This window comes from Bacillus paralicheniformis, from assembly GCF_002993925.1.
Classification (GTDB): Bacteria; Bacillota; Bacilli; order Bacillales; family Bacillaceae; genus Bacillus; species Bacillus paralicheniformis.
In genome coordinates this window covers 4,177,008-4,203,155 of the sequence record NZ_CP023665.1, presented here as the reverse complement: position 1 = coordinate 4,203,155, position 26,148 = coordinate 4,177,008, and the positions used below count along the sequence as shown (strand labels likewise).

Sequence of the window (26,148 nt, the reverse complement as noted above, 5' to 3'; positions counted from 1 at the left end):
ATACTTTTTATAAAAATGTCAATGGGTTTAAAAAAACTATTTGGTTTTTCATTTTCTTCTTCTGCGGTTAAAACGGAGGGCGTATCGAATCAGCGTGTGAATTTTTTGTCAAGACAGTCTTTCAAATGGTCAACAAGGTGCTGAACGAACAGGGTGAATTAGAATATTTTTCAATTTTTATCTCCGAAAATAGAAACTTTCTCGCGAGTTCACCGGTCTATCATGTGTACCTGATTTCAAAATGGGTATGATAAACAATGACAGATTAAGGAGGGTTCTTATGAACAAAAAAACAGTGTTTAAAGCGTTAGGTATGCTGATGACAGGGGTATTGTTTTTTGCGCTGTACGGTGCGGCCGCACTTCCTTCTGCACACGCGGCAAATGAAAAAAAGCCGACGGTCACGAGCCATACTTACAAAAACATTAAGGCTTTGAAATACCCGCAGGTTGCAAATGTAAGCAGCAAATCTCTCCAAAATAGGATCAACAAAGATTTTAAACGTTATATTGAGCAGTCCTACAAAGATTATGTAAAAAACAAGAAAGACGGCCAACAGCACGAATACCAAACAGATTATCAAACGTCCTTTGAAGTGAAATACCGGACCGGCCAAAAGCTGAGCATTCTGACAAGTAATTACGTCTACTCCGGCGGAGCGCACGGAAATACGGCAGTCCGCTCTTTCAACTATGACCTTGCCTCTAAAAAGCGGGTGTATTTATCAGATATCTTAAATACAAAATCGAAAATGGATAAGACAAAAACATACATTTACGACTATATTCAAAAACACAGCGACATTTTCTTCCCGGATGTGAAGAAGAAAGACATCGTCCTTGGTAAAAACACGGCTTTTTATTACACAAAAGACGGCATTGCGATCGTCTTCCAGCAATACGATGTCGCTCCTTATGCTGCCGGAAATCCGGTCGTTGCCGTGCCGAAAACGGTGTATCAATAAATAACAGCCCCTGTTTCGCAGGGGTTTTTTTGTTTTGAGGGAAGAAGGAATGGGGAGGTTATGGAAGCCTTTTCATAAAGTGGCAGCTGACGGGCATGATTCAGCCCGCAGTCCGTTCGCAGATTTTTTCTAAATCGAATAGCTCGCAGACATAGAACATGCACTGCCGGCCGCTGATAATCTGATATTTTTTAAAAGCATATGTCCGGTCTGCTGAAACAGGTACAAGTTGTGTGAAATGTTTTCCCAGGCAGTCGCCCGTACTGAAAATTTCACGCCTTGACTCCAGTTCTGCAATGATTTTCCCGATGGGAAGCCTTTCTGCCTGCAAATCTTGTTTGATGGCGGGCGGCAGTAAGTTTGTTTTAACATAGACATAATTATAAGATAAATAATCATCGCCTGTTTTCAAAGAGGAAGTTCTAAACAAGATGTCATCATCGCGTTGAAACAGCCTCGCTTCTTCAGGTGACAGCTTGTCATAATCAATATTATTTTGCTGAAAAACTTCGATTTCGGCTTTGCCACCGATCAGCGTTTCAATCGCTTTGGTTGTTGAACCATCGGTTTTGGTTAACATGTCTTTTACAAGAGCAACTAGAGTTTCAGGAAAAAAGTGGCTTACGCTCAATGAAAGGCACCCCCGTACCAAAATTAGAATTTTTTGAAAACTTGTCTTTAAATTTATCATGTGGAGATGCGTTTGTCTAGAAAAATAAGTTAAATTTTAGGTTAGTAATGTAAATTTTATATTTTTAACAATTGGATAGATCAGGATATGTATGGAAAAAGGAGACGTCAATGTCTCCTTTTTTTGTGCGATTCATTTAAGTCGTCTCTCCTTCTAAAAGCTGTACGGGCAAATAGGTTTCCAGCGGTAAATCATCGAATTCGCCTTCAATGGCTTTGGACAAAATCTCGATGGCCGTCTTGGAAATGAGTTCAATCGGCTGCTGGATGGTTGTCAATTCCGGGAGGATGGACTGAACGGCTTCCGTTCCGTCGTAGCCGATCACCTTTAATTGCCCGGGAATGTCTTTTCCGCGTTTTTTTGCTTCGGTGATGACTGTAGCGGCCATGAGGTCATCGCTGGCAAAAATGCCGTCAGCCGCAGGCTGTTCATCAAACAGTTTTGAGATGATTTCCCGGTAATTTTGATGAAAGGGAACCTCATATGTAATCGGCTGCCTTCCGTGTTGTCGCATCACATCTTCATATGCTTTTCGTCTAAGATTTGCCGGTGTTTTCAGCTCAATTGGTCCGTTGAGATGGATGATGTGCCGGCAGCCTTTTGCAATTAACAGTTCTGTCGCTTTTCTTCCTCCGTCATAGTTATTGGAGCCGATGACGGGAATCGTTTCCGATAAGTAATGATCGATGGCGACAATCGGCAGGTTTTGCCGATGATAGTTTAAGATTCCCCTGTTGTAGGTCACGGCGATGACGCCGTCCACTTGATTTCGCATCAGCATTTCCAAGTATTTTTCTTCTTTGTCTTTGCGGTTCAAGCTGTTGCAAAGCAGCAGTTTGTAGCCCATGGCAGCGCAGATGCTCTCAATATGAAAGGCCAGTTCGCCGAAAAACGGGTTGCTGGAGTTAGGGATGATGAGCCCTATTAAATGAGTTCGTTTACGAAATAAAGAGCGGGCCAAATCGTTTGGAAAGTAATTGATTTCTTCCATCGCTTTATAGACTTTTTCTTTTGTTTTTTCACTAATATAGCCGCGGTTATTTAATACCCGCGATACGGTTGTTGGTGAAACTCCCGCTTTTTTTGCAACGTCGTGAATGCTAGGCTTCATTCCCTTTTCCCCCTGCTAGTTTACTGAAATGGCTTACAATTCTCGTCACGCACTTATTTTAGAGAATCGGACTGATATGTGCAAGAAAATGCCATGATTCTGAGAAATGTACCGGGATGAATAATTGGGGAAAAAGTATGTCAACCGGTTGACATGTGAAACCGGTTGACATACAATTCACTTGAAAGCGCTTTTATCTGTTGATTTATGAAAAATGGGGGGAAGTGACAAAGATGAAAAGGTGGCTCTTCGGAATTTTTTCGTTGTTACTGATGTTTGCGATGTGGGGCTGCAGCAATAGCAAAAGTGCAAATAGCCAAGATGGGAAAACGCTTACGATGTGGGTGCACGTATCTGATGATAGTGAAGAAGGAAAGGTCTATCAAAAGCGGGTGGACGCTTTTAATAAAAAGTATGCCTCCGAAAACGTCAAGGCAAAAATTGATTTCATCCCCAGAAGCGGAAACGGCGGCGGATATGAAGACAAAGTGAACGCGGCGCTGACAACGAACACCTTGCCGGATGTGATCACTTTGGACGGACCGAATACGGCGGCTTATGCGAAATCTGGCGTAATTGCGCCATTGGATGAGTATATCAAAGACCAGGATGATTTATTGCCGAGCATTAAGCAACAGGGAACCTACGGGGGGAAACTGTATGCGATCGGCGTCAGCGAATCGTCGGTCGGTATTTACTATAACAAAAAAATGCTGAAGGATGCCGGCGTTGACTTGAAAACGCTGCCAACGGTTGAGAATCCATGGACGTGGGACGAATTTCTTGAGCTTTGCAAAAAGCTGAAAAATAAATATGACAAACCGGCCATCGATATGCAGTTGCAGTCAAAAGACGAAATGCTGACTTATGCGCTTTTGCCATTTGTTTGGTCGGCTGGCGGTGATGTCCTTTCAAAAGACGGCAAGAAGTCGGAGGGTGTTTTTAACGACAAACCGACCGTTGCAGCGATGACATTTATTCAAACAATGCTGAAGGAGGGTTACACGACCCGGACTCCGGTTAAGCAGGCGTTTGAAACGGAAAAATATCCGATGAAAATGAGCGGTGTCTGGACGGTAACCGACATGGAAACAAATTTCCCTAATGTCGATTATGGTGTGATGCCGTATCCTGTTTCGCCAAAAACAAAAAAGCTTGTGTCCCCTTCAGGAAGCTGGCAGTTTGCCATGACACAGACGTCTGAAAACAAGGAATGGTCGGCAAAATTGGTCGATTGGATGACAAACAAGGAATCCAACCTGGAATTGAGCCGTTCGATCGCCGCGCTGCCTGTGCGCTATTCATCAGAGAAAGTGATGGCAAAGGAATTCTCAGATGAAATGAATGTCTTCTTGCAGCAGCTGAAAGAAACGGGGCATGCACGACCGGTGACACCGGCATATCCGCAGGTGACACGCGCATTTCAGCAAGCGATCGATGACATCAGCTTCTTTGATCAGCATCAGGATATTCAATCGGTGCTGGATACGCGTGCAAAAGAAATGCAATCAGCCATCGATAAGGCTAACTAGAAGGTGGAACCATGAATAAAATTCCGTTGAAAGAAGCAAGGACGGCCTTTCCGCTGAAAAAAATCCCGGCCAATAAAATAGGGTGGCGGGACAATGTGCTGGCCTATACATTTTTAGGTCCGTCCTTGCTGATTTTGTCAGTGTTTCTCGTGATTCCTTCGATTATGGCGGTTTACTACGCATTTACAGATTATTATTTGTTAACACCTGACATGCGCAAGTTTGTCGGTTTTGACAACTTTATCAAATTGTTCAAAGACCCTATTTTCTTGAAAAGTTTGAGCAACACATTGAAATTTGTTGTCCTTGTGATTCCATTACAGATCGGGGCCGCTCTCGGGCTGGCCCTTCTGTTGAATAAAAAGCGCAAGGCCAATACGTTTTTCAAAGTCGCATACTTTAGCCCCGTCGTCATGTCGCTTGTTGTCATCTCCGTTTTGTGGCTGTACTTGCTGAATCCGAATGAAGGCATGATCAATAACGTGCTGACGCATATCGGTTTACCGCCACAGCCGTTTTTGACAAGTCCTGATCAGGCAATCTTTACAATTGTTTTCGTTTCAGTCTGGCAGGGAGCGGGATTTCAGATGCTGATTTTTTTAGCGGGCCTGCAAAACATTCCCGGAGATGTCTACGAGGCGGCGCAATTGGATGGTATGAATAAATGGCAGCGGTTTATTTATATTACATTGCCTTTGTTGAAACCGACGTCGATTTTTATCTTTATTACAACGCTGATCAGTGCGTTTAAGCTCCTCGTGCAGCCAATGGTCATGACCCAGGGGGGACCGGTCAATTCAACGATGACAGTTGTCTATTATATTTATCAAACGGGATTTACCGATCGGATGGTCGGCTATGCAAGTTCAATTGCGCTCTTGTTTGGCACGATAATTGGATTGGTGACGCTTGCGCAGCGCAAGCTGGTGAAGGAGGATGAAGGCGGATGAGAAGGAAATTCGGGCCTTTAACGATACTGGAATATATATGCCTTGTTTTGCTGGCGGTTCTGTTTATATTTCCGCTGATTTGGATGGTCGCTTCATCGATGAAACCGGAAGCCGATATTTACAACAATATCAGCAGCATTAAAGCGTTTCTCCCGTCTTTTCATCCGTCGGAATGGTTTCAATCCTACAGGGAAGTGCTGTCACGGTTTGATTTACTAATGTATATCGGTAACAGTCTGTTTTACGGTTTGTGTGTGGCAGCGGGAGCGGTCATTATCAACGGAATGGCGGGCTTCGCATTCGCCAAGCTGCAATTCACAGGTAAAAAAGTGCTGTTTACCATATTGCTGGCGCTTTTAATCGTGCCGATGGAAACGATTTTAATCTCGCAGTTTACAATTGTTCATAAGCTCGGACTTGTTGATACGCGCCTTGCCGTGATTTTGCCGGCGCTTGCCGGGGCTTTCAATATTTATTTGTTCCGAAACTTTTTCATGGCGATCCCGGGGGAGATGATTGAGTCGGCCAAGCTGGATGGAGCCAATACATGGCAGATTTTCTGGCGGGTGATGCTGCCGATGTCGAAACCGGCTGTTGCTACTGTGGGGACATTGGCTTTTATCGGCAGCTGGAATGACTATATTTGGCCGCTGATGGTTTTGACGGATAAGTCGAAATTTCCGATCCAGGTGGCGATTACAGCCATCAACAGCACCGAGCCGGTTTATACGAACCAGGTAATGGCTGTCTTGACGATTTCCACGATTCCGCTGATTCTGATCTACATTGTAGCCCAACGCTACATTTTAGATGGCCTCGGCGGTTCAGGGACAGGCATCAAATAGATACATCCAAATCGGGTTAAAGGAGCAAATGAAAATGAAAAGCTCAAACAGTCTGTATTGGAAACTAAGCGCTTATTTTTTCTTTTTCTTTTTTACTTGGTCTTCCAGCTATTCTTTATTTGCGATTTGGTTAGGGCAAGAAATCAATTTGAACGGGTCCGCGACAGGCATTATCTTTTCTGTAAACGCTATCTTTACTTTGTGCATGCAGCCTTTGTACGGTTTTATCTCTGATAAGCTCGGTCTGAAGAAAAACATATTATTTATGATCAGCTTGCTTCTCGTATTTACGGGTCCCTTTTATATTTTCGTCTACGGACCGCTTTTGCAATACAATGTCTTTCTCGGGGCTATCGTCGGCGGAATTTATTTGGGAACTGCTTTTCTCGCCGGAATCGGCGCGATTGAAACCTTTATTGAAAAGGTAAGCCGCAAATATCACTTTGAATATGGAAGAACAAGGATGTGGGGATCCCTCGGCTGGGCTGCGGCGACATTTTTTGCAGGTCAGCTGTTCAATATCGACCCGAATATCAACTTCTGGGTTGCTTCCGTTTCAGCAGTCATATTGGTAGCCATTATTGTTTCCGTAAAAATTGAGATGACAGATTATGAAAAGGAAAGGGCAGACTCGGTCGGATTAAAAGACGTGGGAGGGCTTTTTCTCTTAAAAGATTTCTGGTTTTTGATGTTGTACGTGATCGGCGTAACTTGCGTATACGGCGTCTATGACCAGCAGTTCCCGCTTTACTACGCTTCCTTATTTCCGACTCCGGCTCTGGGGAACCAAATATTTGGATACCTTAACTCATTCCAAGTATTCATTGAAGCGGGCATGATGTTTCTTGCGCCTTTCATCGTCAATAAGCTTGGTCCTAAAAAAAGTTTGATTTTAGCGGGGCTGTTAATGGCTTTCCGCATTATCGGCTCCGGACTTGTCAGCGGACCGGTCGGAATTTCATCGATGAAACTCATTCATGCTGTAGAATTGCCGATTATGCTGATTGCGGTGTTTAAATATTTGGCGACTAATTTTGATAATCGTCTTTCATCCGTACTTTATCTTGTCGGCTTTCAATTCGCATCCCAGGTAGGCACGTCGATTTTTTCGCCGCTTGCGGGAGGCTTATACGACAGCATCGGATTTCGCCAAACTTATCTCATCATGGGAGCAATGGTCCTTTGTTTCACCATTATTTCGATTTTTACCTTGCTAGACTCAAAGAAAGACGTTGAATTTGCTCAAAGTCTACAAAGAAAGCATATATAGAAAGGGTGTCACAGATGAATAGAATTCACCAGGCAGAAGAAGCATTGAAGAAAGCCGGAAAAAAAGTGAATCACCGATACCGAATGGGCTATCACATGATGCCCCGGGCAAACTGGATAAATGATCCAAACGGACTGATTCAATATAAAGGGGAGTATCATGTCTTTTATCAACATCATCCGTATGATGAGAATTGGGGGCCGATGCATTGGGGCCATTTGAAGAGCAGGGATCTTATTCACTGGGAACACTTGCCGATCGCTTTAGCCCCTGGCGATGCATTTGATGAGAGCGGCTGCTTCTCAGGAAGCGCAGTCGAATATAACGGCGACCTTGCTTTAATCTATACAGGGCACAATATGATAGATGAAGAGAAAGACGATTTCTATCAAAATCAGAATATAGCAGTCAGCAAAGATGGTATCACCTTTGAAAAACTGAAAGAAAACCCTGTCATCGCAGAGCCGCCGGAAGACAGCTCCCGCCACTTTCGCGATCCGAAAGTATGGAGGCATGGTGAGACCTGGTATATGGTGATCGGAAACGCCTCAAAAGAAAATGTCGGTCGGGTCATTTTATATCGCTCGCCTAACTTTGTAGATTGGGAATATGCAGGCGTCCTCGCCCAAAGCGACGGGAATCTCGGCTTTATGTGGGAATGTCCGGATTTCTTTGAATTAGACGGCAAACACATTTTGCTGATTTCTCCTCAGGGTATAGAGGCGGATGGTGATTCATATCAGAATCTGTATCAAACAGGCTATTTGATTGGAGATTATGATGAAGGCACGAATGAGTTTGTACATGGCTCCTTTAAGGAATTGGACCATGGCCATGACTTTTATGCCGTGCAAACTTTGTTGGATGACAAAGGGCGCAGAATTGCGATTGGCTGGATGGATATGTGGGAGTCAGAGATGCCGACGAAAGCGGACGGATGGTGCGGGGCTTTAACTTTGCCGCGTGAATTGACGTTGAAGGATGATCACAAAATTTTAATGAATCCGGTTGAGGAGACTCAATTACTTCGTGAATCGGAACATCATGAATGTGCCAATCAATCGATTTCCGGCAGCTATTTAATAAAGACAGCCGAAAAGCTTCTTGAAGTGGTGGCCGTTTTTGATTTGACAATTTGCAGTGCCGAAACGGTTGGCTTAAAGATTCGGGGGATTGAACAGGAAGAGACAATCATCCAGTACAGCTTGGTTGATCAAAAGCTGACGCTCGACTGTTCAAAGTCCGGCAAAGCGCGGGACGGTGTGAGAAATGTACGGCTTGAAGCGGAGGAGAAGCTCACCTTGCATCTGTTTCTTGACAGATCGTCTATTGAAGTATTTGCAAACCATGGTGAAGCGACAATGACCAGCCGCATATATCCCAAAGAAGGAAGAGCCGGGATTGAGCTGTTTTCTGAGAAAGGCAATGTACGGGTCGAAGAGTTCACTTACTGGACGTTGAAAGATATTTGGAAAGGCGATGAAGCCGAATGAGCAGAATTTTTTGCATCGGTGAGACGTTAATCGGCTTTAACCCGAAACATGTTCTTATATCGGCAAAGCGCAGATAAAGATTGATCTGACAAAAAAGCGGCTGTCGTGTCTTGCAGCCGCTTTCCGCTTTTTTTCATATTACGCTCTTTCTTCAAACAGCTTCACAATTTCCACGATGACATTCGCGGCTTTTACCATATTGTCGGCGGAAATATACTCGTATTTTCCGTGAAAGTTTTCCCCGCCTGTAAAAATGTTCGGACAAGGAAGCCCCATGTATGAGAGCTGGGAGCCGTCTGTACCGCCGCGGATCGGTTTCACAACCGGCTCGATGTCCAGATTTTTCATCGCTTCATAGGCAATGTCGACAATCTCTTTGACCGGTTCGATTTTTTCCCTCATGTTGTAATATTGATCATTCATGTCTACTGTGATGCTGTTTTCGCCGTATTTGGCTTTAAGGTCGTTTGCAATTTTTTGGACGGTTTCTTTTCTCTCGTTAAATCGGTCTCTGTCAAAATCCCTGATGATATAGGAGAGAGTGGTTTCAGAGACATCGCCCTTGATCGAAAGCAGATGGTAGAAGCCTTCATAACCTTCTGTAAATTCAGGAGCTTCGTTTTCCGGAAGTCCGGCGTGAAACTGCATCGCGATTTTGGCGGCATTGACCATTTTTCCTTTTGCTGTGCCGGGGTGGACGTTCGTTCCTTTACAAGTGATTTTCGCGGCTGCAGCATTGAAGCTTTCGTACTGCAGTTCGCCGAGCGGTCCGCCGTCAACCGTATACGCGAATGTGGCGTTGAACGCCTCTACGTCAAACTTGTGGGGCCCTCTGCCGATCTCTTCATCAGGCGTAAAAGCGACTCTGATCTTCCCGTGTTTGATTTCGGGGTGCGCAATTAAATATTCGATTGCCGTCATGATTTCAGAGATTCCCGCTTTATTATCGGCGCCGAGCAAAGTCGTTCCGTCGGTAGTGATCAATGTATGTCCCGCATAATCTGCAAGCTCGGGAAATTCCTTGGGCGATAAGACGACATTGAGAGATTCATTCAGCACAATGTCCTTTCCGTCGTATTGTTCGATAACCTGCGGATTGACGTTCTTTCCGGTAAAATCTGTTGCTGTATCCACATGAGCCAGGAAGCCGATCGTCGGCACCTCTTTTTCCGTATTCGAAGGAAGCGTCGCCATCACATAGCCGTTTTCATCGATTGTGACGTCCTTCATGCCGATCTCTTTCAGCTCTTCAACAAGCATATTGGCAAGCGTCAGCTGCCCGGGAGTGGAAGGCGTCGTCTGACTGTTTTCATTTGACTGCGTATCCACTTTCGCATAAGAAATGAGACGTTCAATCAGTTTGTTCTTCATGTTTCCTTCATCTCCAATTGTTGGTTTTATGTTTATCTTATCATTCATGGCGGGCGAATCGAAAACTTTTATTCCTGTATAGGAAAATTTAGTATAATATAGTTCTAAAGGATCATCACAATTGTAAGGGAGTATCACAATGGCTAAAGGTTATACAAATGAAGGAACAAAATGGGAGTTTGCACATTCTTTCTGGCTTGTGTTCACATGGGTTCCTTTTGGATTTTTAAGCTGGTTTGCATTTATTTATATCGCAGCGCGAACGAAACAAAGAAAATGGTTATTTGCCGGGATCGGATATGCAGTGGCTGTTTTATTCGCTGCTTTTACAGCCAGAACGTTCCTTTTCGATTTGGCTATGAAAGCCTTGCTTATCGTTTGGATCATCTCAATCATTCATGCTTTCAAAACAAGGGCCGAATATTTGGTTCGGCTTGAAGCCGTCTATCGAATCAAACGATCAAGTATGAATGAACTGAGGGAAGAGCTTAAATATGAACAGGAACCGCACGGCCAAACCGGAACTTCTAAAGTGACGCTGACAAAGAAGTAAATAGAATCCGCTATTTTCGATGAAATAGCGGATTTTTTTAATGCAGAGAAAAAATTCCGTCCTTTTGAAACTTTTCTCATCCATTCTCTTCTCTAATGTTTGAAGGAGGCGCAACAGTGAAGCAAATCAGATTAGTTAAGAAAGCTGTCGCAGGCAATGCCAAAGCTTTTGAAACGCTGTTTCAAAAGCACAGCGATCAGCTTTACAGAACAGCTTACATATATGTGCGAGATAAGGAGGACGCGTTAGATATCGTTCAGGAGACGGCGTACAAGGCATTTTTATCGATTGCCCAGCTGAGGAATCCCGAATACTTTTTGACATGGCTGACGAAAATCCTCATTCATCATGCATATGCCTTATTAGACAAGAAAAAGAAAGTGGTTTTAATGGACAGGCCGCTGCAGGATGAAGGCCAGGAGCAGGAGATGGATGCGGACGACAGAATGGGGATGCTTGAAGCCGTTCAGCGGTTGCGAAAAGAATATCAAACCGCCATCATTCTATTTTATTATCACGACCTGCCGATACATGATATCGCCGAGGTGATGAATGCTCCCGAAGGAACCGTTAAGACCTATTTGAAAAGAGCGAAGCTTGAATTAAAACAACTACTGACTGGGGGAGAAGACGCATGGACAAACAATGGTTCAAAAACGAAGTAAACAAGATCAATGTTCCTACAAAAGAAATCCGCGAATCAATCGATAAAGGCATCAATCGGGCCAAGCGGGAAAAAAGGTTTCGGCCGAAGCACGCCGTGAAACGAACCATTTTTGTTTCAGGCGCGGCCGCTGTGCTCCTTCTCGGCAGCGGCTTCGTTTCCCCAGCGATGCAAAGCGTGTTGGCTGACGTCCCGCTGTTTGGGAAAGCGTATCAACAATTCCATGACTATGTCGGTCAAAACTTGGTGGCGGGCCAGCTTGTCACTGAACTGAACGAGAAAGCGTCCAGCAACAACATAGACGTGACGGCGACAAGCGTTTATTTTGACGGCGGAATCATCGGTATGACGTTTAAGGTGAAAAGTGATACAAGAAAAGATTTGGATGATGGAGCGAGAATGATTCATTTCACATTATTTAATGGCGAGCGCAAATGGGCGATCGCTTCTCAAGGAGACATAAAGAAAACAGAGGATGGCTATACCGGCTACATTCAAATGGGCTATCCAGACAAACATATTCCCGATAAACTGACACTCCCGGTTACGATCACAGATATTAACGGAATCAGAGGGAAATGGAAGTTCGACATTCCGGTTGATAAACTGCCGTATAAAACGCTCCACGTAACTAAAAACAATACACAATCGGCTGATGGCCATAAGCTCGCCGTAAAAACAGTAATTCTCGGAAAAGAATCGACTGTCATCGACTATGAAGTATCCAATTCAGAGGAACATCCAAACGATCGTACATCAATTATAAAAGTGACAGATGATAAAGGAAACGAAATCCCTTATATAAGTGGAGGGCAGAGGACGACAGACAGTACAAAGAAAGGAAACAAGGTTCGTCACGAAGAAAGGCTGATCCTTGAAAAAGTGAATAAAGGAACAAAATACCTCAAGATTGAGGCGAGCAGCAGTATGGGCGATTCCGAAAAAACGCTGCCACTCACAAAAACGCCCGCCGTGCTGAGCGCTGACCGTCATGATTTCCAGATTGCCGTTGATCAGGTGAAACAAAACGGTAGCAAACTGTCTGTCGACTATCATTTGAAACATGTCGATCAATCTAAGATCGATATGGACAGCATGCAAAATTTTTTAGAAACGATGTCGCTGGTTGATTCGGCTTATAAAGGCTTTGACGAGGCGCCGGAGGGACACAGCGTAAAAGGTAATTTTACAAAAGTGCTAGATCCTGAAAAACTTCGATTCCGTTCAGACTTTACGTTAGATGGTGAATTTGGAGTGAAAAACTTCAGTCTTGACCAATATTCGCTTGATGTCGAGTTTGGTTATTTAAGCGCATTTTATTCTACACCGTTCAAGCCGATCAAAGTGCAATTGCCACAGTAAAATATATGACCCGCTGTTTCAGTGAAACGGCGGGTTGTCTGCTTTGATGGCCTCCCAACCTGAAAAATTTCCTCTCCCAAAGGAAAAAATATGCACCGAAAAGAAAGCGTTTTCATTGTAAAGTAAAAGCAAACCACCAAAAAAAGGGGGAGAGTAAATGAGCAGGATGGCGAAGGTGACCGAGATGTTTGAGCGGGTCGCTTTTAAAATTACAAGCTTCAAATATATCATGGTCATTAAGTCGGCGTTTGTTACGCTGATGCCGGTCATCATTGCCGGGGCGTTTGCGGTTCTGATGCAGAATATGGTGATGAGCCCCGAGACGGGACTTGCGGTTTTCGAGCCTTTTCGGTTCTTGTCTGCGCTTGAGCCGATTATGGCCTCGATCAATTATGCGACGCTGAACTTTATTACGATCGGCGCAGTGTTTTTGATCGGGATTGAGCTCGGGAAGCTGAATGGGCATGAATCATTTTTTCCCGGCTTGATGGCGCTGATGTCCTATATCTCTGTCATTCCATCGACGGTGCTGTTGGAAGTGAACGGTTCGATGCAGGAAGTGGTTAATGTGCTGGCCAAGGAATTTACGGATCCGAAGTCGCTGTTTTTGGGGATGTTTATTTCGATTGTGTCTGTTGAAATCTTCAGCAAGCTTTCGAGCATGGACCGGCTCAAAATTAAAATGCCGGACAGCGTGCCGGCCAATGTCTCTGTCTCGTTCGGCACTTTATTTCCTTCGATTATTACGGTCACGATCATCGCCAGCTTCGGATTTGCTTTTCATCGGCTGACGGGCGTATACCTTCATGAAGCTGTGTACAATGTCGTGCAAAAACCGCTTGAGGGTGCGATTCAAGGCCTTCCCGGGATTTTGCTGCTAGTGTTTGTCGCACAGTTTTTCTGGGTCATCGGCATACACGGAAACCAGATGGTGAAGCCGATCAGGGAGCCTTTGCTGCTCGCTTCGATTACCGTCAATATGAATGCATACGCTGCCGGCGAATCGATTCCGAATATCATTACGATGCCGTTTTGGGATGTGTACATGAGCATCGGCGGATCCGGCGTCACGATCGGCCTGTTGATCGCGATTTTTATCGCGGGGAAACGGGAGGATTTGCGCAGCATTACAAAAATTTCGTTTGGTCCCGGCATCTTCAATATCAATGAACCGGTGATCTTCGGGGTTCCCGTCATGCTGAATCCGTTAATGGCGATTCCTTTTATTGTGACGCCGCTTGTGACGGGGGCGATCGGTTACATCGCGACAGCGGCGGGCTTTGCCGGAAAAGCCGTTGTCATGGTGCCGTGGACGACACCGCCGATTATCAATGTGTGGCTGTCGACAGGAGGAAGCCTCGGCGCCGTCGTCACACAAATCGTATGCATCATCGTCTCTGCCCTTATTTATCTTCCGTTTGTGATGTTGATGAATCGAAGCCTTACGGTAAATTCTGAAAACAATGTTTCCATGTAAAGGCGTTGAAAGGAGCGAACAAAATGGCGAGACAAACGTGGAAGATTCCCGCCGATTTTATTCTCGGCGCAGCAGCGTCGGCGTGGCAGACAGAGGGGTGGGCCGGGAAGCGGCCGACACAGGATTCTTATTTGGATATGTGGTACAAGAATGACCCGCATGTATGGCATAACGGATACGGACCGGCTGTGGCAACCGATTTTTATAACCGCTATAAAGAGGATATTCATCATATGAAAGAGATCGGCTTGACACATTACCGGACATCGATTAACTGGTCCCGCTTTCTGATTGATTATGAAACAGCAGAAGTTGACGAAGTGTACGCAGGCTATATCGACGATGTCATCAATGAGCTGATTGCATCAGGTGTGGAACCGATGATTTGCCTTGAGCATTATGAGATTCCCGCAGTTTTAATGGAGAAATACGGAGGGTGGGGGTCTAAACATGTCATAGATTTATTTGCGGCATATGCGAAAAAAGTATTTGAACGATATGGAGACAGGGTGAAATATTGGTTTACTTTTAATGAACCGATTGTCCCGCAAACCCGGATTTTCCTTGATGCAATTCGATATCCATATGAGCAGAACACAAAAAAATGGATGCAATGGAATTTTAATAAGGCATTGGCGACGGCGAAATGCGTCAGGCTTTTTCACGCCCGCAAGTCCGATTGCCTGGAAGGCGCCAAAATCGGCGTTATTTTGAATCCGGAGGTTACTTATGCGAGATCAAGCGCGCCTCATGACCAAAAAGCGGCCCGCATCTATGATTTGTTTTTTAACAGGGTTTTTTTGGATCCGAGCATCAAAGGCGCCTACCCCGATGAATTGATAGAGCTCTTGGTTAAACACGATATTCTGTTTGACCATGATGAGGCGGAGCTTGACATCATCAAACAGCATACAGTAGATTTTGCCGGCATTAACCTTTATTACCCCCGCCGTGTAAAAGCTCCGTCAAGACAGTGGAATGACTCAACGCCATTTCATCCCGCTTATTACTATGAATACTTTGAGCTGCCCGGCAGAAAAATGAACCCATTCAGAGGATGGGAGATCTATCCCCAAATTGTCTATGATATGGCGATGAGACTCAAACATGAGTACGGAAATATCGAATGGCTGATTGCGGAAAACGGGATGGGCGTCGAACATGAGGAGCGTTTTAAAAATGAAGAAGGTGTCATTCAGGATGACTACAGAATCGATTTTATTTCGGCCCATTTGCGAGAGGCAATGAAAGGGATCGCAGACGGCGCAAACTGCAAAGGATATATGCTTTGGGCGTTCACGGACAACGTCTCTCCGATGAACGCCTTTAAAAACCGCTACGGCCTTGTTGAGATCCGATTGGAGGACAACCGCAGCAGGGCGCTGAAAAAATCGGCTTGCTTTTATCGGGATATCATCAAAAACAGACAGTTTGAAACAGAGGAATTCCGGTATAAATAAAGGCGGCGGGGGGAATCATCCCGCTTGTCGTCGGGATGATTTCTCATATATGATCTACATAAAATACTCCGGCCGGTTGATCATAATCTGCTTGTTCATTTGACTGATCACGCCTTCGCAGCGGAGCTTTTTCAGGACGGCGCTGACGGTTTCGCGGGATGTCCCTGAGATTTTGGCAATTTCAGCAGCGGTGATCGGACAGTTGATGACGGTTGAATTGCTTTCTTTTTGACCGAGGCTTTCGGTTAAATAGTAAATGGCTTGTGTGACCCTGTCGTGTGCATGGGAGAGTGTAATGCGCTTCAGCCTTTCCTCGTGGAGGGCAAGAATGTCTGATAAATGATTGAGAATATCGTAAAGCAGGTTTTTGTTGTCCCGGACGAGATCTTCGAAGATGTTCATGGGTATATAGTAGAGTTCAATATCTGTTAAGGCTTCGGCGGCATAGTGATAATGCTCATCCCGAAACAAGCCTCCAAATGGAAAGAGGGTATGAGGACGTACATAGTCGGTATAAAACATGGATCCAGCTTCGTTTGATTTTTCGAGTTTGATAAAGCCGTCGAGAAGAAGGTACATTCGTTCCCGGGGGTCGTCTTCCATAAATAATATCTGGCCTTTATGGTAAGTGCGCCAATAGATAAACTGTTTCATATCTTCCAGATCTCTTTTATTCAGGGAAGCGAGAAGAGGAAACTTTTTCAGTTGATGTACGATGTCTTTGTTCTTCATATGGACCACCCTTATCGATTTTCTTATGTTGCGGCTATATAGTTTAAATTTTACTTGTTTTTGACGATTGGCAAAAGGAAGAACCCTCCCCGAGCCCTTCCTTTTGCTTTTAGGCTTGTTCGACAATCGTGCCGGCATTTCCTTGGAGAGCGTCTTTGGCTAATTTCAGGGATGTGATGACCGTTTTATTGCCTTTTTTGGCTTCGGCAAATTGGATGGCTGCTTTGACTTTTGGCAGCATGCTTCCTTCTGCAAATTGCTTTTCTTTTATATAACCTTTCAGTTCTTCGGTGGTGACGCGTTTCAGCGCGCGTTCTGTCGGCTTTAAATAATCGACGGCAACATAGTCGACACCTGTTAGAATGACCAGTTCGTCAGCCTGCACAAGTTCCGCCAGTTTGCAGGCGGCAAAGTCTTTGTCGATGACGGCGTCAATACCGGAGACGGCATCGCCGTTTTCAATGACGGGAACGCCTCCGCCGCCGGCCGCAATGACGATATGTCCGTGTTCGACAAGATCATTGATAACATCGTGTTCAAGGATCGATACCGGAGCCGGAGACGGTACGACCCGGCGCCAGCCTCTTCCGGCGTCTTCTTTAAAAACGAGGCCGCCGTTGCGGCTGTTCATCAGTTCTTTCGCTTCTTCTTCGCTGTAAAACGGACCGATCGGTTTTGTCGGGTTGCGGAATGCTTCATCATCGCCTCGGACGGCGACCCGGGTGATGACGGTTGCCGCATGTCCGCCTTTCCCTTTCGCATGCAGCGCCCGGTCAAGAGCATTTTGCAGCCAATAGCCGATCATTCCCTGGGTCATGGAAACACAAGTTTCAAGCGGCATGGCCGGTGTTTTCGGGGAATCCGCCTCTTTTTGCTGAATCATCAGGTTTCCGACCTGCGGGCCGTTTCCGTGCGTGACGATTAATTCGGCGCCGCTGTCGATCATATCCGCCAAATACATGGCGGTTTCTTCAAGCGCGCGCTTTTGCGCTTCTGCACTGGCATCTCCGGTTTGGATGGCATTACCGCCAAGTGCGACGACAATTTTTCTTTTTTTCATTTGATCATCACCTCTGTTTTGTTAAATTGAAATGCTTCCCGCAGCCAGCCTGATCACGGCGATGACAGCCAATACAAGAATCGCGGCGGCAATCAAAAGCTCGGCCTTATTGAAGACGGGGCCTTCTTTTCCTTTGCGGACAGCCCGGAATACGAGAATGCCGGGAGCGTATAAAATCATGGTCAAAAGCAGGTAATCAAGTCCTGCGGCATATACGAGCCAGACGCCGTAAATGCTTGCGATGATCCCGATGATGAGGTTCTTTCCCCGGTTAGGTTCTTTGTGCAGCCAGCTGTATTTAAGCTGATAAAGCCCGGAAAACAGATACGGGATCAAGATGGCCGAGGAAGCCAAGGAGAATGCAAACTGATAGGCCGCATCCGAAATGAGAAACGTCAGCAAAAACAGCTGGATAATGGCGTTTGTCAAAGTCAGCGCATTTGTCGGCGCGCCGTTTTTATTTTCTTTGCCGAACCATTTCGGGAAGACCCCTTCGCGCGCCGCGATCAGCGGGAGTTCGCCCGCGAATAATGTCCAGGCCAGCCAGGCGCCCAATACGGAAATGATTAATCCCAAGTTGATGAGCACAGCTCCCCATTTGCCGACGATATGCTCCATGATCGCGGCCATTGAAGGATTCGGAAGCCCGGCTAAGTTTTGCTGATTCATGACGCCGAGCGACAGCATCGTAATCATGACGTAAATCACAAGTACACTGATCAAGCCGATGACAGTCGCTTTGCCGACATCGCTTGATTTTTTGGCACGGCTTGAGAATAAGACGGCCCCTTCAATTCCGGTAAACACCCAGACGGTCACCAGCATCGTGCTCTTGACCTGTGTCCCGATGGAACCGAGCGACAGCCCTTTTCCCCAGAAATCGTTCGTAAATAAATCAAGATGAAACACAAAGATAATGGCGATAATGAAAGCAAAAATCGGTACCAGTTTTGAAATGGTCGTAATTAAGTTGATCATGGCAGCGGACTGTACCCCGCGCAGGATCAAAAAGTGCACGCACCAGAGGATTACGCTTGCACCGATAATCGATGCGACGTTTTGTCCGTCTCCAAACGCAGGGATGAAATATCCGACTGCGCTGAACAGCAGCGTTCCGTATGCGACATTGCCGAGAAGGGCTGCGAACCAGTACCCCCAGCCGCTGTTAAACCCCATAAAATGGCCGAATCCTTCCCGCGCATAAGTGAAAATACCGCCGTCTAAATCAGGCCTTTTCGTGGTCAAGTTTTGGAAAGAGAAGGCCAGGGCAATCATGCCGACTCCGGTGATGATCCAGCCGATTAAAATGGCTCCCGCCCCCGCTCCTGAAGCCATGTCGCTTGCAAGGTTGAAGGCGCCCCCGCCGATCATCGATCCGATGACAAGCGCGATAAGTGCAAACAGCCCAAGTTTCTTTTCTTCCGCCATTTTTGTCACCTCATTCGGTTTAGAATGGAAAAGGGAATGAGCCCCTTTTCCTGTCAGTCAAGATCGCCGAGTGTCGCTGCCATGACAGCTTTAATTGTGTGCATGCGGTTTTCAGCTTCATCGAACACTTTAGAGTGTTTGCTGCGGAACACTTCGTCCGTCACTTCCATTTCTTTAAGGCCGTGCTGATCGTAAACGTTTTGTCCGTAAGTTGTATGAAGGTCGTGGAAGGCAGGCAGACAGTGCAGGAAGATGACGTTATCGTTTCCTGTTTTCTTGACGAGATCCATATTCACTTGATAAGGCTTGAGCAGTTTGATCCTTTCAGCGAACTTGTCTTCTTCTCCCATGGATACCCAGACGTCCGTATACAGAACGTCGGCTCCGGACACGGCTTCATCTGTATCGCTTGTGACGGTGATTTTTCCGCCGGATTCTTCGGCGAACGCTTCCGCCATTTTAACGATGTCTTGATCAGGGAACAGCTCTTGAGGCGAGCAGATTCTCACGTCCATGCCGACTTTGGCGCCGCCGATGAGCAGGCTGTTTGCGACGTTGTTACGGCCGTCGCCGATATAGGTGAGTTTGATCCCTTTTACGCGTCCCGTATGTTCTTTCACTGTCATAAAGTCCGCAAGCATCTGCGTCGGATGCCATAAATCGGTCAGCCCGTTCCATACCGGCACACCGGAATGCTCTGCCAGGGAAATCACTTTTTCATGTTCAAATCCGCGGAATTCAATTCCGTCGAACATGCGGCCGAGAACTTTGGCTGTGTCTTCGATCGATTCTTTTTTGCCGAGCTGAATGTCGTCTTTGCCCAAATATTCGGGATGCGCACCGAGGTCGATACAGGCTGTCGTGAAAGCGCAGCGCGTTCTTGTAGAAGGCTTTTCAAACAGCAAAGCGATGTTTTTACCTTCCAAATAGCGATGCTTGATGCCTTGCGCTTTTTTTTCTTTTAATTTTTGGGCGAGATCGAGCAAATAGAGGATTTCTTCTTCGGAAAAATCTTTTTCAGCTAAGTAGCTTCTGCCTTTTAAATCAATCGTTTGGTTCATGGATCTCTCTCCTTTTTCTTTAGGTTTGGCTATTTCACATCTTCGCGATAGAGCGGCATGCTCATGCAGCGCGGGCCGCCGCGTCCTCTTGAAAGCTCCCCGCTCGGGATTTCGATAACTTTAATGCCCTGTTCTCTCAAACATTCGTTAGAAATGTAATTCCGGTCATAGGTGACGACGACACCAGGAGCGATCGCGAGTGTATTGGAACCGTCATTCCACTGCTCTCTGGCTGAAGCGATTTCGTCTCCGCCGCCGCAGAAGATCAAGTTGACATCTGAAAGGCCGAGCGTTCTTTTTAGCACTTCCGGCAGATTGTGTTCTTCAGTCGTACGAATGTCGTCTGCCGTTTCCCCTCTCTCAAGAACGAAGATCCGCATGTCTCCTTCAGGCCCCTGGATGGCGGGATGGATCGTGAATTGATCTCGGTCAACCATCGTGAAGACGGTATCTAAATGCATAAAGGCTCTGCTCTTCGGTATTTCGACGGCCAGTACGCGGCGAATCCGGCTCTGCCGCTGAAATAAGTTCCGGACAAGACGCTCGATCGCCTGAGCCGTTGTCCGTTCTGATACCCCGATCGCTACGGTATCTTCATTTAAGACAAGCTCATCTCCGCCTTCGATATTGAATTTGAAATCACGGTCAAGCCAAACCGGAATCTCATGCCCTTTAAAACGCGGGTGGTGATTGATAATGTAGCGCATAAACAGCGACTCTCTCCTGCGAGCAGGCTCTTTCATTTTGTTGATGGTCAGTCCGCTTCCGATGGCGGCCGCCGGATCTCTTGTGAAGTAAAGGTTTGGCATCGGATCGAGATAAAATGGATAATGGTCTTCCATCAGCTCATGAAGATGCGATTTCTTTTCGCGTTCCAGCTCATTTTTTCGAATCCCGCTCATCACATGTTCGACCATCGAATCGGCGTCAAAGGTGAGCAAGAACTCTTTCAGTCTGTCGTAAGCGCCGTTGATATCTGCTTTGCTTTCCGTTAACAGCTCATCGATAAACCGCTCGCGGATGAAAGCGTCATCCAGGGCTTCAGCCGTCAGCTTTTCTAAATAAAGAACTTCAACTCCCTGTTTCTTTAACGTTTCTGCAAATTGGTCATGCTCTTTTTGCACCGCTGGCAAAAAGGGAATATCGTCAAAGAGAAGCCTTTCCAGATATTCGGGTGTGAGGTTTTCCAGTTCCCGACCGGGCCGCTTCAGCATGACGGTTTTCAAAGGGCCGATTTCAGAGTAAACGTGTATCGGTGTTGTCATGATCATCCCGCCTCCTAAGCTCTTTTTGTTACATGTACAGCTTAAAACAGGAAGGAAAAGCGCGATGTGAAAGCGATAACAACGAAAACGTGATATATTTCACATGTTTTTTGATGAAGCAAAAACAAAAATGAATAATTATGATAAATCGAAAATGAGTCCTTGCAGGAGCAGAGAATAGAACGTATAAAACGTGTATATTTTTAAAGGGGATTTTTTGAAAAAATTTTTTTTGAGGGAAAAAAAGCTGATCCGGATGGCCGGATCAGCATAAGTGATCACAAAATGATTGGGCTGCCTCAGGCGATTGGGAAATCACAAGGCATGTATCGTTCCCGCATATACAGCCCAGCATTTCCGGGCTTCCCAGCTTATCAAGAAGGACGCCGATGGCATGGGCGTTGCCGGGCATTGTTTTAATAATGATCAAGTTGTCCGTCCGATGCACATGAAGGACAACGTCGGAGATTTTATCTTTTAATATTTTGGAAGGGTTGATGGATAAGGAAGCATTTGTCGTGTAGACAAGCTTTCCGTTTTCACCGGGCTGTTTCACAAGATACATTTCTTTAATATCGCGGGAAATGGTAGACTGCGAAACGGCGATGCCCCGTTTTTCCAGCAGGGATGCCAGCTGTTCCTGATTTTCTACCGGATGTTCGAGAATGGTTTGCTTGATGAGCCATTGCCGTTTTTGTTTGTTCATAAGAGCGCCTCCCAGGCAAAACACGTATATCTATTATTATAGGACGGTTTTATCGTCGGCAGATGGAAGCTATTTTACAAAAAAACAAATCTTTCAGTCTGTTAAAGGGGTTGATAGACCCCAAAATTTCACTTATAATGCTTGAAGATGACAAATTGATAACAGAGAAAAGGTGGTTTTCTAGGGTTCCGCAGTGGGTTCCGCGCTGGTCTGGTCCGAGAGAAAACACATAGCGAAGATATCGTTATGACACGGTGGGATAAAAGCCCAGGAGTTTTTGCTCTTAATCAAAGAGCTTCTCTCCGGGGCTTTTTTACTTTTTACAGGAAATCGACTACGAATAAGGAAGGGGATGCAGTTTTATGAAAAAGAAAGCAATGGATATGATCCTGATTGTTATAGGCGCATTTTTCTTTGCGTTAGCCGTGAATCTGTTCGCCATCCCGAATGACTTGGGAGAAGGCGGCGTCACGGGGATCACGCTGATTTTATACTACGTTTTTGAATGGTCTCCGGGCATCACAAACTTTGTGCTGAACGGCATTCTTCTGATTATCGGCTATCGCTTTTTGGATAAAAAAACGACGATTTATACCATCATTGCGGTGGCGGCCAATTCATTTTTTCTGCATGTTACTGAAGATTGGACGGTACCGGCTGATGAAGTGATCATCAGCACGATCTTTGCCGGGGTATTTGCCGGCGTCGGCATCGGCATGATCATTCGTGTCGGCGGAACCACTGCCGGGTCTGCGATTCTCGCGAGAATCGCCAATAAATATTTCGACTGGAACATCAGCTATGCCTTGCTGATGATCGATTTAGTTGTCGTGTTCAGTTCCTACTTTATCATTGGTGCTGAAAAGCTGATGTTTACGATTGTCATGCTGTACATCGCCACAAAGGTCATGGATTTCATTATCGAAGGGCTCAACACGAAAAAAGCGATCACGATCATTTCTGAGCATAAAAACGAGATCGCCGCGCAGGTCAATACCTTGATGGACCGCGGCGTCACGATATTAACGGGACGCGGACACTATACGGGCGATTCCAAAGAAATTCTATACATTGTCATTAACAAACAAGAGCTGTCCATGCTCAAGAAAATTATAAGAAGCACAGATAAAAAAGCATTTGTCATCATCCACGATGTCAGGGATGTATTCGGCGAGGGATTTGTTGATATTTCAAAATAGGGGAAGGCTGCCGGCAGATGGCCGGGAGCCTTTTTGTATTCATCGGGTCGTGATTAGGGACAGATCGTCTGCTGATTGGACGAATACGTGATCATTCACACTGCAAGTTTTATGCAGAAACCGGTTTCTGTGGTAAGGTAGATTGTGGCATGAATATCATTAATATAGAAATCCGCTTGCTGAAGTAAAGGAGGTCTATTATTTTTGGAACAGGAAGAAAAAAAGCCAATTGATGTGAAAAGCCGAATGTTCTTTAGAGTATGGGCTTTTGCGGGGACGGCAGGTTTCGGATTGGTCGGATTGTGGCTCTTTTATGAAGCAATAAAACTCGAATCGAAATATTCATTGCTTTACCTGGGAGTCGGACTTTTCGGGATCATCTATGGTTTGATTACTTTTCTAATGATATTTCCGGCATTCACAAAAAAAGGAAACATCATCTTCAGCATGATCGAGGGAGAAGGCGGGCGGCTGTTCTCAGGGAAGAAATCTGTATTGTTCAAGGACATTAAAAGCCTTAAAATGGCGCAGCACCGCTTCAGCCTGAAAGGCATTTTCTTTATGGATATACTGATAGAGACGCGCGGGAACGGCATGGTGCGGATTCCGACGTACAACATTCTTCCTGAACCGGCATTTTATAAAGCGGTCGAGCTATACATTCTGCCCTATATGACGGAGGAAGCGCGTGCGGACTGGATCGGCCGGTTCACAGAAGCGCAAAGAAAAGCTTATTTAAATGAATTTCATAAAGATATTTAATCGTCCGGGAAAGAGCAATTTTCGAGATGAATGAAAATAACTGAAACCTTTGGGGAAATTCATTCGTCTTAATTAGAGGCCGTAGTCTTAAATGCGGAATTTTTTTACGCAGACGTGGACTGTTTGAGTGAGGGAAGCTGGGGGATTTTCATCGTGGACGTGCTTGAAAAACCGCCGAGACTTTTAGTAGAATGATATATTATCGTTTCCTCACGCTTCATTGACTGAAACAGAAAGCGGTCTGAAAAAAGTTTAAAAAGGTAGAGGTTATCATGAAAAAAATATTCTCTCATAAGCTAAGCTTTTTTGTGTTAGCTGTTGTTTTTGTATGGGCTAAAACCTATGCTTCCTACTTTTTAGAGTTTAATTTGGGTGTGAAAGGGTCTACGCAGCACATGCTGCTGTTTATCAACCCATTCAGCTTCACGATTGCTGCACTCGGTTTGGCTTTGTTTGCTAAAGGCCGTCGGTCGGCGATATGGATCATCATCATTGATGCTGTGATGACGTTTGCTTTATATGCAAATATCCTGTTTTACCGTTTCTTTGATGACTTTTTGACGTTTGCAAACTTAAAACAAGCCGGAAACCTCGGCAACATGTCGGATGGCGTTTTTGACATCATGGCATTTCATGACGTTATCTATTTCGTCGATTTGATCATTCTGATTGCATTATGTGTGAAGCTGCCTGAACTGAAGGCGGCACAACTGAAAAAAAGATGGGCTGCAACTGTCGTTATCGGCGGAGTGGCGCTGTTTTTCATCAACCTTGCAGTTGCTGAGACAGACCGTCCGGAGCTTTTGACAAGAACATTTGACCGAAATTATATCGTCAAGTATTTGGGGCCTTACAATTACATGATCTATGATGGTGTTCAGGCTGCCCAAAACGCGAGCCAAAAGGCATATGCGAGCAGCGACGACCTGACGAGCGTCATTAACTATACAAATTCGCATTATGCAAAACCGAATGACGAGTATTTCGGCGCAGCAAAAGGTAAGAACATCATCAAGATTCATTTGGAAAGCTTCCAGACGTTTTTGATCGATTATAAGCTGAACGGAAAAGAAGTCACGCCGTTCTTGAACAAGCTGGCGCACGGCCAGAATGACATGATGTATTTCGATAACTTTTTCCATCAGACCGGTCAAGGTAAAACCGCGGATGCCGAATTGATGATGGACAACAGCCTTTACGGACTGCCTGAAGGCAGCGCGTTTGTAACAAAAGGGCAAAATACGTACCAGTCCCTGCCGGCGATTCTGAACCAAAAAGAAGGCTACACAAGCGCCGTGCTCCACGGGGATTACAAGTCATTCTGGAACCGCGACCAGGTGTATAAACAAATTGGCTATGACAAATTCTTCGATGCCAGCACATATGACATGTCAGAGGAGAATCTCGTCAACCTTGGCTTGAAAGACAAGCCGTTCTTTGAAGAATCAATTCCGAAGCTGAAATCGCTGAAACAGCCGTTCTATGCGCATTTAATCTCGCTGACAAACCACTATCCGTTCATTTTGGATGAAAAGGATGCCACCCTTGAAAAGGGAACGACGGGAGACAAAACGGTAGACGGGTATTTCCAGACGGCGCGTTATCTTGACGAAGCGCTTGAAGATTTCTTTAAAGAGCTGAAAAAATCGGGATTATATGATGATTCCGTCATCGTCATCTATGGCGACCACAACGGAATCTCAGAGAACCACAACCGTGCGATGAAAGAAGTATTAGGAAAAGAGATTACACCGTATCAAAACGCGATGAATCAGCGCGTACCGCTTATGATCCGCGTTCCGGGCAAAAAAGGCGGAGTCAATCATACGTATGGCGGCGAAATGGATGTCATGCCGACACTTCTTCACCTGCAAGGTATTGACAGCAAAAAATACATCAACTTTGGTACAGACCTCTTTTCTAAAGACCACGACGAAACCGTGGCTTTCAGAAATGGAAACTATGTAACGCCGAAGTACACGATGATTGATACGACCGTATACGATACAAAGACAGGAAAAGAGATCAAAGGCAACCAGGAAACGGAAAACCTCAAATCACAGGTGTCCGAACAGCTGGATCTGTCCGACCAAGTACTCTATAAAGATCTGTTAAGGTTCCACGAAATTTCAGACTTCAAACCTGTTGATCCATCAACGTATCATTACGGAAAAGAAAAAACCGGCGAGTAA

General features: G+C 45.5%; 23 protein-coding genes and 1 riboswitch. Of the genes, 14 read left to right on the top strand and 9 right to left on the bottom strand.

The annotated features are described in order from the left end of the window. Positions 1-280: 280 nt before the first annotated feature. Entirely contained in the window at positions 281-964 is a 684-nt protein-coding gene (locus CP943_RS21460) for a DUF3298 and DUF4163 domain-containing protein (RefSeq protein ID WP_026580338.1), read from the top strand. A 100-nt stretch (positions 965-1,064) separates the two neighbouring features. Here the strand turns inward: CP943_RS21460 and CP943_RS21455 are convergent, their stop codons facing one another. Continuing rightward, positions 1,065-1,595, bottom strand: a complete 531-nt coding sequence (locus tag CP943_RS21455; RefSeq protein WP_020453481.1) for a chorismate--pyruvate lyase family protein — start codon at positions 1,593-1,595, stop codon at positions 1,065-1,067. Between the two features lie 196 nt (positions 1,596-1,791). Then, entirely contained in the window at positions 1,792-2,766 is a 975-nt protein-coding gene (locus CP943_RS21450; protein ID WP_020453480.1) for a LacI family DNA-binding transcriptional regulator, read from the bottom strand. Positions 2,767-2,999: 233 nt separating this feature from the next. Between CP943_RS21450 and CP943_RS21445 the strand changes: the two genes are divergently transcribed. Genes CP943_RS21445 through CP943_RS21425 form a run of 5 tightly spaced genes read left to right on the top strand, consistent with a single transcriptional unit; the run spans position 3,000 to position 8,856 of the window. Further along, positions 3,000-4,298 (top strand): ABC transporter substrate-binding protein, encoded by a 1,299-nt coding sequence (locus tag CP943_RS21445; protein WP_026580337.1) that lies wholly within the window; start codon positions 3,000-3,002, stop codon positions 4,296-4,298. An 11-nt stretch (positions 4,299-4,309) separates the two neighbouring features. Continuing rightward, entirely contained in the window at positions 4,310-5,248 is a 939-nt protein-coding gene (locus CP943_RS21440) for a carbohydrate ABC transporter permease (RefSeq protein WP_035400392.1), read from the top strand. Continuing rightward, a complete protein-coding gene (locus tag CP943_RS21435) occupies positions 5,245-6,093 on the top strand; it encodes a carbohydrate ABC transporter permease (RefSeq protein ID WP_023856923.1) in 849 nt (282 codons plus the stop codon). Before CP943_RS21440 ends, CP943_RS21435 begins: the two co-directional genes overlap by 4 nt. A 34-nt stretch (positions 6,094-6,127) precedes the next feature. Beyond that, positions 6,128-7,363 carry an MFS transporter gene (locus CP943_RS21430; protein WP_026580335.1) on the top strand — a complete coding sequence of 412 codons (1,236 nt, stop codon included), beginning with the start codon at positions 6,128-6,130 and terminating at the stop codon, positions 7,361-7,363. 14 nt (positions 7,364-7,377) lie between these two features. Beyond that, on the top strand, positions 7,378-8,856 hold the full coding sequence (locus tag CP943_RS21425; RefSeq protein ID WP_026580334.1) for a glycoside hydrolase family 32 protein: 1,479 nt from the start codon (positions 7,378-7,380) through the stop codon (positions 8,854-8,856). Between the two features lie 138 nt (positions 8,857-8,994). Here CP943_RS21425 and pepT read toward each other — a convergent pair whose 3' ends face one another. Then, positions 8,995-10,227 (bottom strand): peptidase T, encoded by a 1,233-nt coding sequence (pepT, locus tag CP943_RS21415; protein WP_026580333.1) that lies wholly within the window; start codon positions 10,225-10,227, stop codon positions 8,995-8,997. A 139-nt stretch (positions 10,228-10,366) separates the two neighbouring features. Here pepT and CP943_RS21410 point away from each other — a divergent pair, with 139 nt between their 5' ends. The 5 genes from CP943_RS21410 (at position 10,367) to CP943_RS21390 (ending at position 15,743) form a co-directional block, all read left to right on the top strand. After that, positions 10,367-10,780, top strand: a complete 414-nt coding sequence (locus CP943_RS21410) for a hypothetical protein (RefSeq protein WP_025810569.1) — start codon at positions 10,367-10,369, stop codon at positions 10,778-10,780. A gap of 95 nt (positions 10,781-10,875) precedes the next feature. After that, the gene (locus tag CP943_RS21405; RefSeq protein WP_025810570.1) at positions 10,876-11,445 is read left to right on the top strand and encodes a sigma-70 family RNA polymerase sigma factor; all 570 of its coding nucleotides are present in this window, start codon (positions 10,876-10,878) and stop codon (positions 11,443-11,445) included. Beyond that, positions 11,415-12,806, top strand: a complete 1,392-nt coding sequence (locus CP943_RS21400; RefSeq protein ID WP_105981308.1) for a DUF4179 domain-containing protein — start codon at positions 11,415-11,417, stop codon at positions 12,804-12,806. Before CP943_RS21405 ends, CP943_RS21400 begins: the two co-directional genes overlap by 31 nt. A 157-nt stretch (positions 12,807-12,963) precedes the next feature. After that, complete coding sequence (locus CP943_RS21395) at positions 12,964-14,283, top strand: PTS sugar transporter subunit IIC (RefSeq protein ID WP_105981307.1); 1,320 nt, start codon at positions 12,964-12,966, stop codon at positions 14,281-14,283. A gap of 23 nt (positions 14,284-14,306) precedes the next feature. Beyond that, positions 14,307-15,743, top strand: coding sequence for a glycoside hydrolase family 1 protein (locus CP943_RS21390; protein ID WP_023856929.1), 1,437 nt, complete (start codon positions 14,307-14,309; stop codon positions 15,741-15,743). A 54-nt stretch (positions 15,744-15,797) separates the two neighbouring features. On the opposite strand, the gene CP943_RS21385 is transcribed toward CP943_RS21390, so the two are convergent. From CP943_RS21385 to argR, 6 genes are all read right to left on the bottom strand, one after another. Further along, positions 15,798-16,475, bottom strand: coding sequence for a Crp/Fnr family transcriptional regulator (locus tag CP943_RS21385; protein WP_020453468.1), 678 nt, complete (start codon positions 16,473-16,475; stop codon positions 15,798-15,800). A gap of 109 nt (positions 16,476-16,584) precedes the next feature. Then, positions 16,585-17,535: a carbamate kinase gene (gene arcC / locus CP943_RS21380; protein ID WP_020453467.1), complete on the bottom strand. Its 951-nt coding sequence runs from the start codon at positions 17,533-17,535 to the stop codon at positions 16,585-16,587. A gap of 21 nt (positions 17,536-17,556) precedes the next feature. Further along, positions 17,557-18,963 carry an arginine-ornithine antiporter gene (gene arcD, locus CP943_RS21375; protein ID WP_020453466.1) on the bottom strand — a complete coding sequence of 469 codons (1,407 nt, stop codon included), beginning with the start codon at positions 18,961-18,963 and terminating at the stop codon, positions 17,557-17,559. 53 nt (positions 18,964-19,016) lie between these two features. Then, entirely contained in the window at positions 19,017-20,024 is a 1,008-nt protein-coding gene (gene argF, locus CP943_RS21370; protein ID WP_020453465.1) for an ornithine carbamoyltransferase, read from the bottom strand. 29 nt (positions 20,025-20,053) lie between these two features. Continuing rightward, positions 20,054-21,289, bottom strand: a complete 1,236-nt coding sequence (gene arcA, locus CP943_RS21365) for an arginine deiminase (RefSeq protein ID WP_023856930.1) — start codon at positions 21,287-21,289, stop codon at positions 20,054-20,056. Between the two features lie 265 nt (positions 21,290-21,554). Continuing rightward, positions 21,555-21,995, bottom strand: coding sequence for an arginine repressor (gene argR, locus CP943_RS21355; RefSeq protein ID WP_020453463.1), 441 nt, complete (start codon positions 21,993-21,995; stop codon positions 21,555-21,557). A 169-nt stretch (positions 21,996-22,164) separates the two neighbouring features. After that, positions 22,165-22,271: riboswitch (guanidine-I (ykkC/yxkD leader) on the top strand. Positions 22,272-22,357: 86 nt separating this feature from the next. Here argR and CP943_RS21345 point away from each other — a divergent pair. From CP943_RS21345 to CP943_RS21335, 3 genes are all read left to right on the top strand, one after another. After that, positions 22,358-23,194, top strand: a complete 837-nt coding sequence (locus CP943_RS21345; RefSeq protein WP_020453462.1) for a YitT family protein — start codon at positions 22,358-22,360, stop codon at positions 23,192-23,194. A 204-nt stretch (positions 23,195-23,398) separates the two neighbouring features. Continuing rightward, positions 23,399-23,956, top strand: coding sequence for a YfjD family protein (locus CP943_RS21340; RefSeq protein ID WP_105981306.1), 558 nt, complete (start codon positions 23,399-23,401; stop codon positions 23,954-23,956). Positions 23,957-24,228: 272 nt separating this feature from the next. Next, the gene (locus tag CP943_RS21335; protein ID WP_023856932.1) at positions 24,229-26,148 is read left to right on the top strand and encodes a lipoteichoic acid synthase; all 1,920 of its coding nucleotides are present in this window, start codon (positions 24,229-24,231) and stop codon (positions 26,146-26,148) included.

Excerpts from the sequence above, each read along its gene's own strand:
- CP943_RS21460 (WP_026580338.1), top strand. The coding sequence starts at position 281 with ATGAACAAAAAAACAGTGTTTAAAGCGTTAGGTATGCTGATGACAGGG.
- CP943_RS21450 (WP_020453480.1), bottom strand. The coding sequence starts at position 2,766 with ATGAAGCCTAGCATTCACGACGTTGCAAAAAAAGCGGGAGTTTCACCA.
- CP943_RS21445 (WP_026580337.1), top strand. The coding sequence starts at position 3,000 with ATGAAAAGGTGGCTCTTCGGAATTTTTTCGTTGTTACTGATGTTTGCG.
- CP943_RS21440 (WP_035400392.1), top strand. The coding sequence starts at position 4,310 with ATGAATAAAATTCCGTTGAAAGAAGCAAGGACGGCCTTTCCGCTGAAA.
- CP943_RS21435 (WP_023856923.1), top strand. The coding sequence starts at position 5,245 with ATGAGAAGGAAATTCGGGCCTTTAACGATACTGGAATATATATGCCTT.
- CP943_RS21430 (WP_026580335.1), top strand. The coding sequence starts at position 6,128 with ATGAAAAGCTCAAACAGTCTGTATTGGAAACTAAGCGCTTATTTTTTC.
- CP943_RS21425 (WP_026580334.1), top strand. The coding sequence starts at position 7,378 with ATGAATAGAATTCACCAGGCAGAAGAAGCATTGAAGAAAGCCGGAAAA.
- pepT (WP_026580333.1), bottom strand. The coding sequence starts at position 10,227 with ATGAAGAACAAACTGATTGAACGTCTCATTTCTTATGCGAAAGTGGAT.
- CP943_RS21410 (WP_025810569.1), top strand. The coding sequence starts at position 10,367 with ATGGCTAAAGGTTATACAAATGAAGGAACAAAATGGGAGTTTGCACAT.
- CP943_RS21405 (WP_025810570.1), top strand. The coding sequence starts at position 10,876 with ATGTTTGAAGGAGGCGCAACAGTGAAGCAAATCAGATTAGTTAAGAAA.
- CP943_RS21400 (WP_105981308.1), top strand. The coding sequence starts at position 11,415 with ATGGACAAACAATGGTTCAAAAACGAAGTAAACAAGATCAATGTTCCT.
- CP943_RS21395 (WP_105981307.1), top strand. The coding sequence starts at position 12,964 with ATGAGCAGGATGGCGAAGGTGACCGAGATGTTTGAGCGGGTCGCTTTT.
- CP943_RS21390 (WP_023856929.1), top strand. The coding sequence starts at position 14,307 with ATGGCGAGACAAACGTGGAAGATTCCCGCCGATTTTATTCTCGGCGCA.
- CP943_RS21385 (WP_020453468.1), bottom strand. The coding sequence starts at position 16,475 with ATGAAGAACAAAGACATCGTACATCAACTGAAAAAGTTTCCTCTTCTC.
- arcC (WP_020453467.1), bottom strand. The coding sequence starts at position 17,535 with ATGAAAAAAAGAAAAATTGTCGTCGCACTTGGCGGTAATGCCATCCAA.
- arcD (WP_020453466.1), bottom strand. The coding sequence starts at position 18,963 with ATGGCGGAAGAAAAGAAACTTGGGCTGTTTGCACTTATCGCGCTTGTC.
- argF (WP_020453465.1), bottom strand. The coding sequence starts at position 20,024 with ATGAACCAAACGATTGATTTAAAAGGCAGAAGCTACTTAGCTGAAAAA.
- arcA (WP_023856930.1), bottom strand. The coding sequence starts at position 21,289 with ATGACAACACCGATACACGTTTACTCTGAAATCGGCCCTTTGAAAACC.
- argR (WP_020453463.1), bottom strand. The coding sequence starts at position 21,995 with ATGAACAAACAAAAACGGCAATGGCTCATCAAGCAAACCATTCTCGAA.
- CP943_RS21345 (WP_020453462.1), top strand. The coding sequence starts at position 22,358 with ATGAAAAAGAAAGCAATGGATATGATCCTGATTGTTATAGGCGCATTT.
- CP943_RS21335 (WP_023856932.1), top strand. The coding sequence starts at position 24,229 with ATGAAAAAAATATTCTCTCATAAGCTAAGCTTTTTTGTGTTAGCTGTT.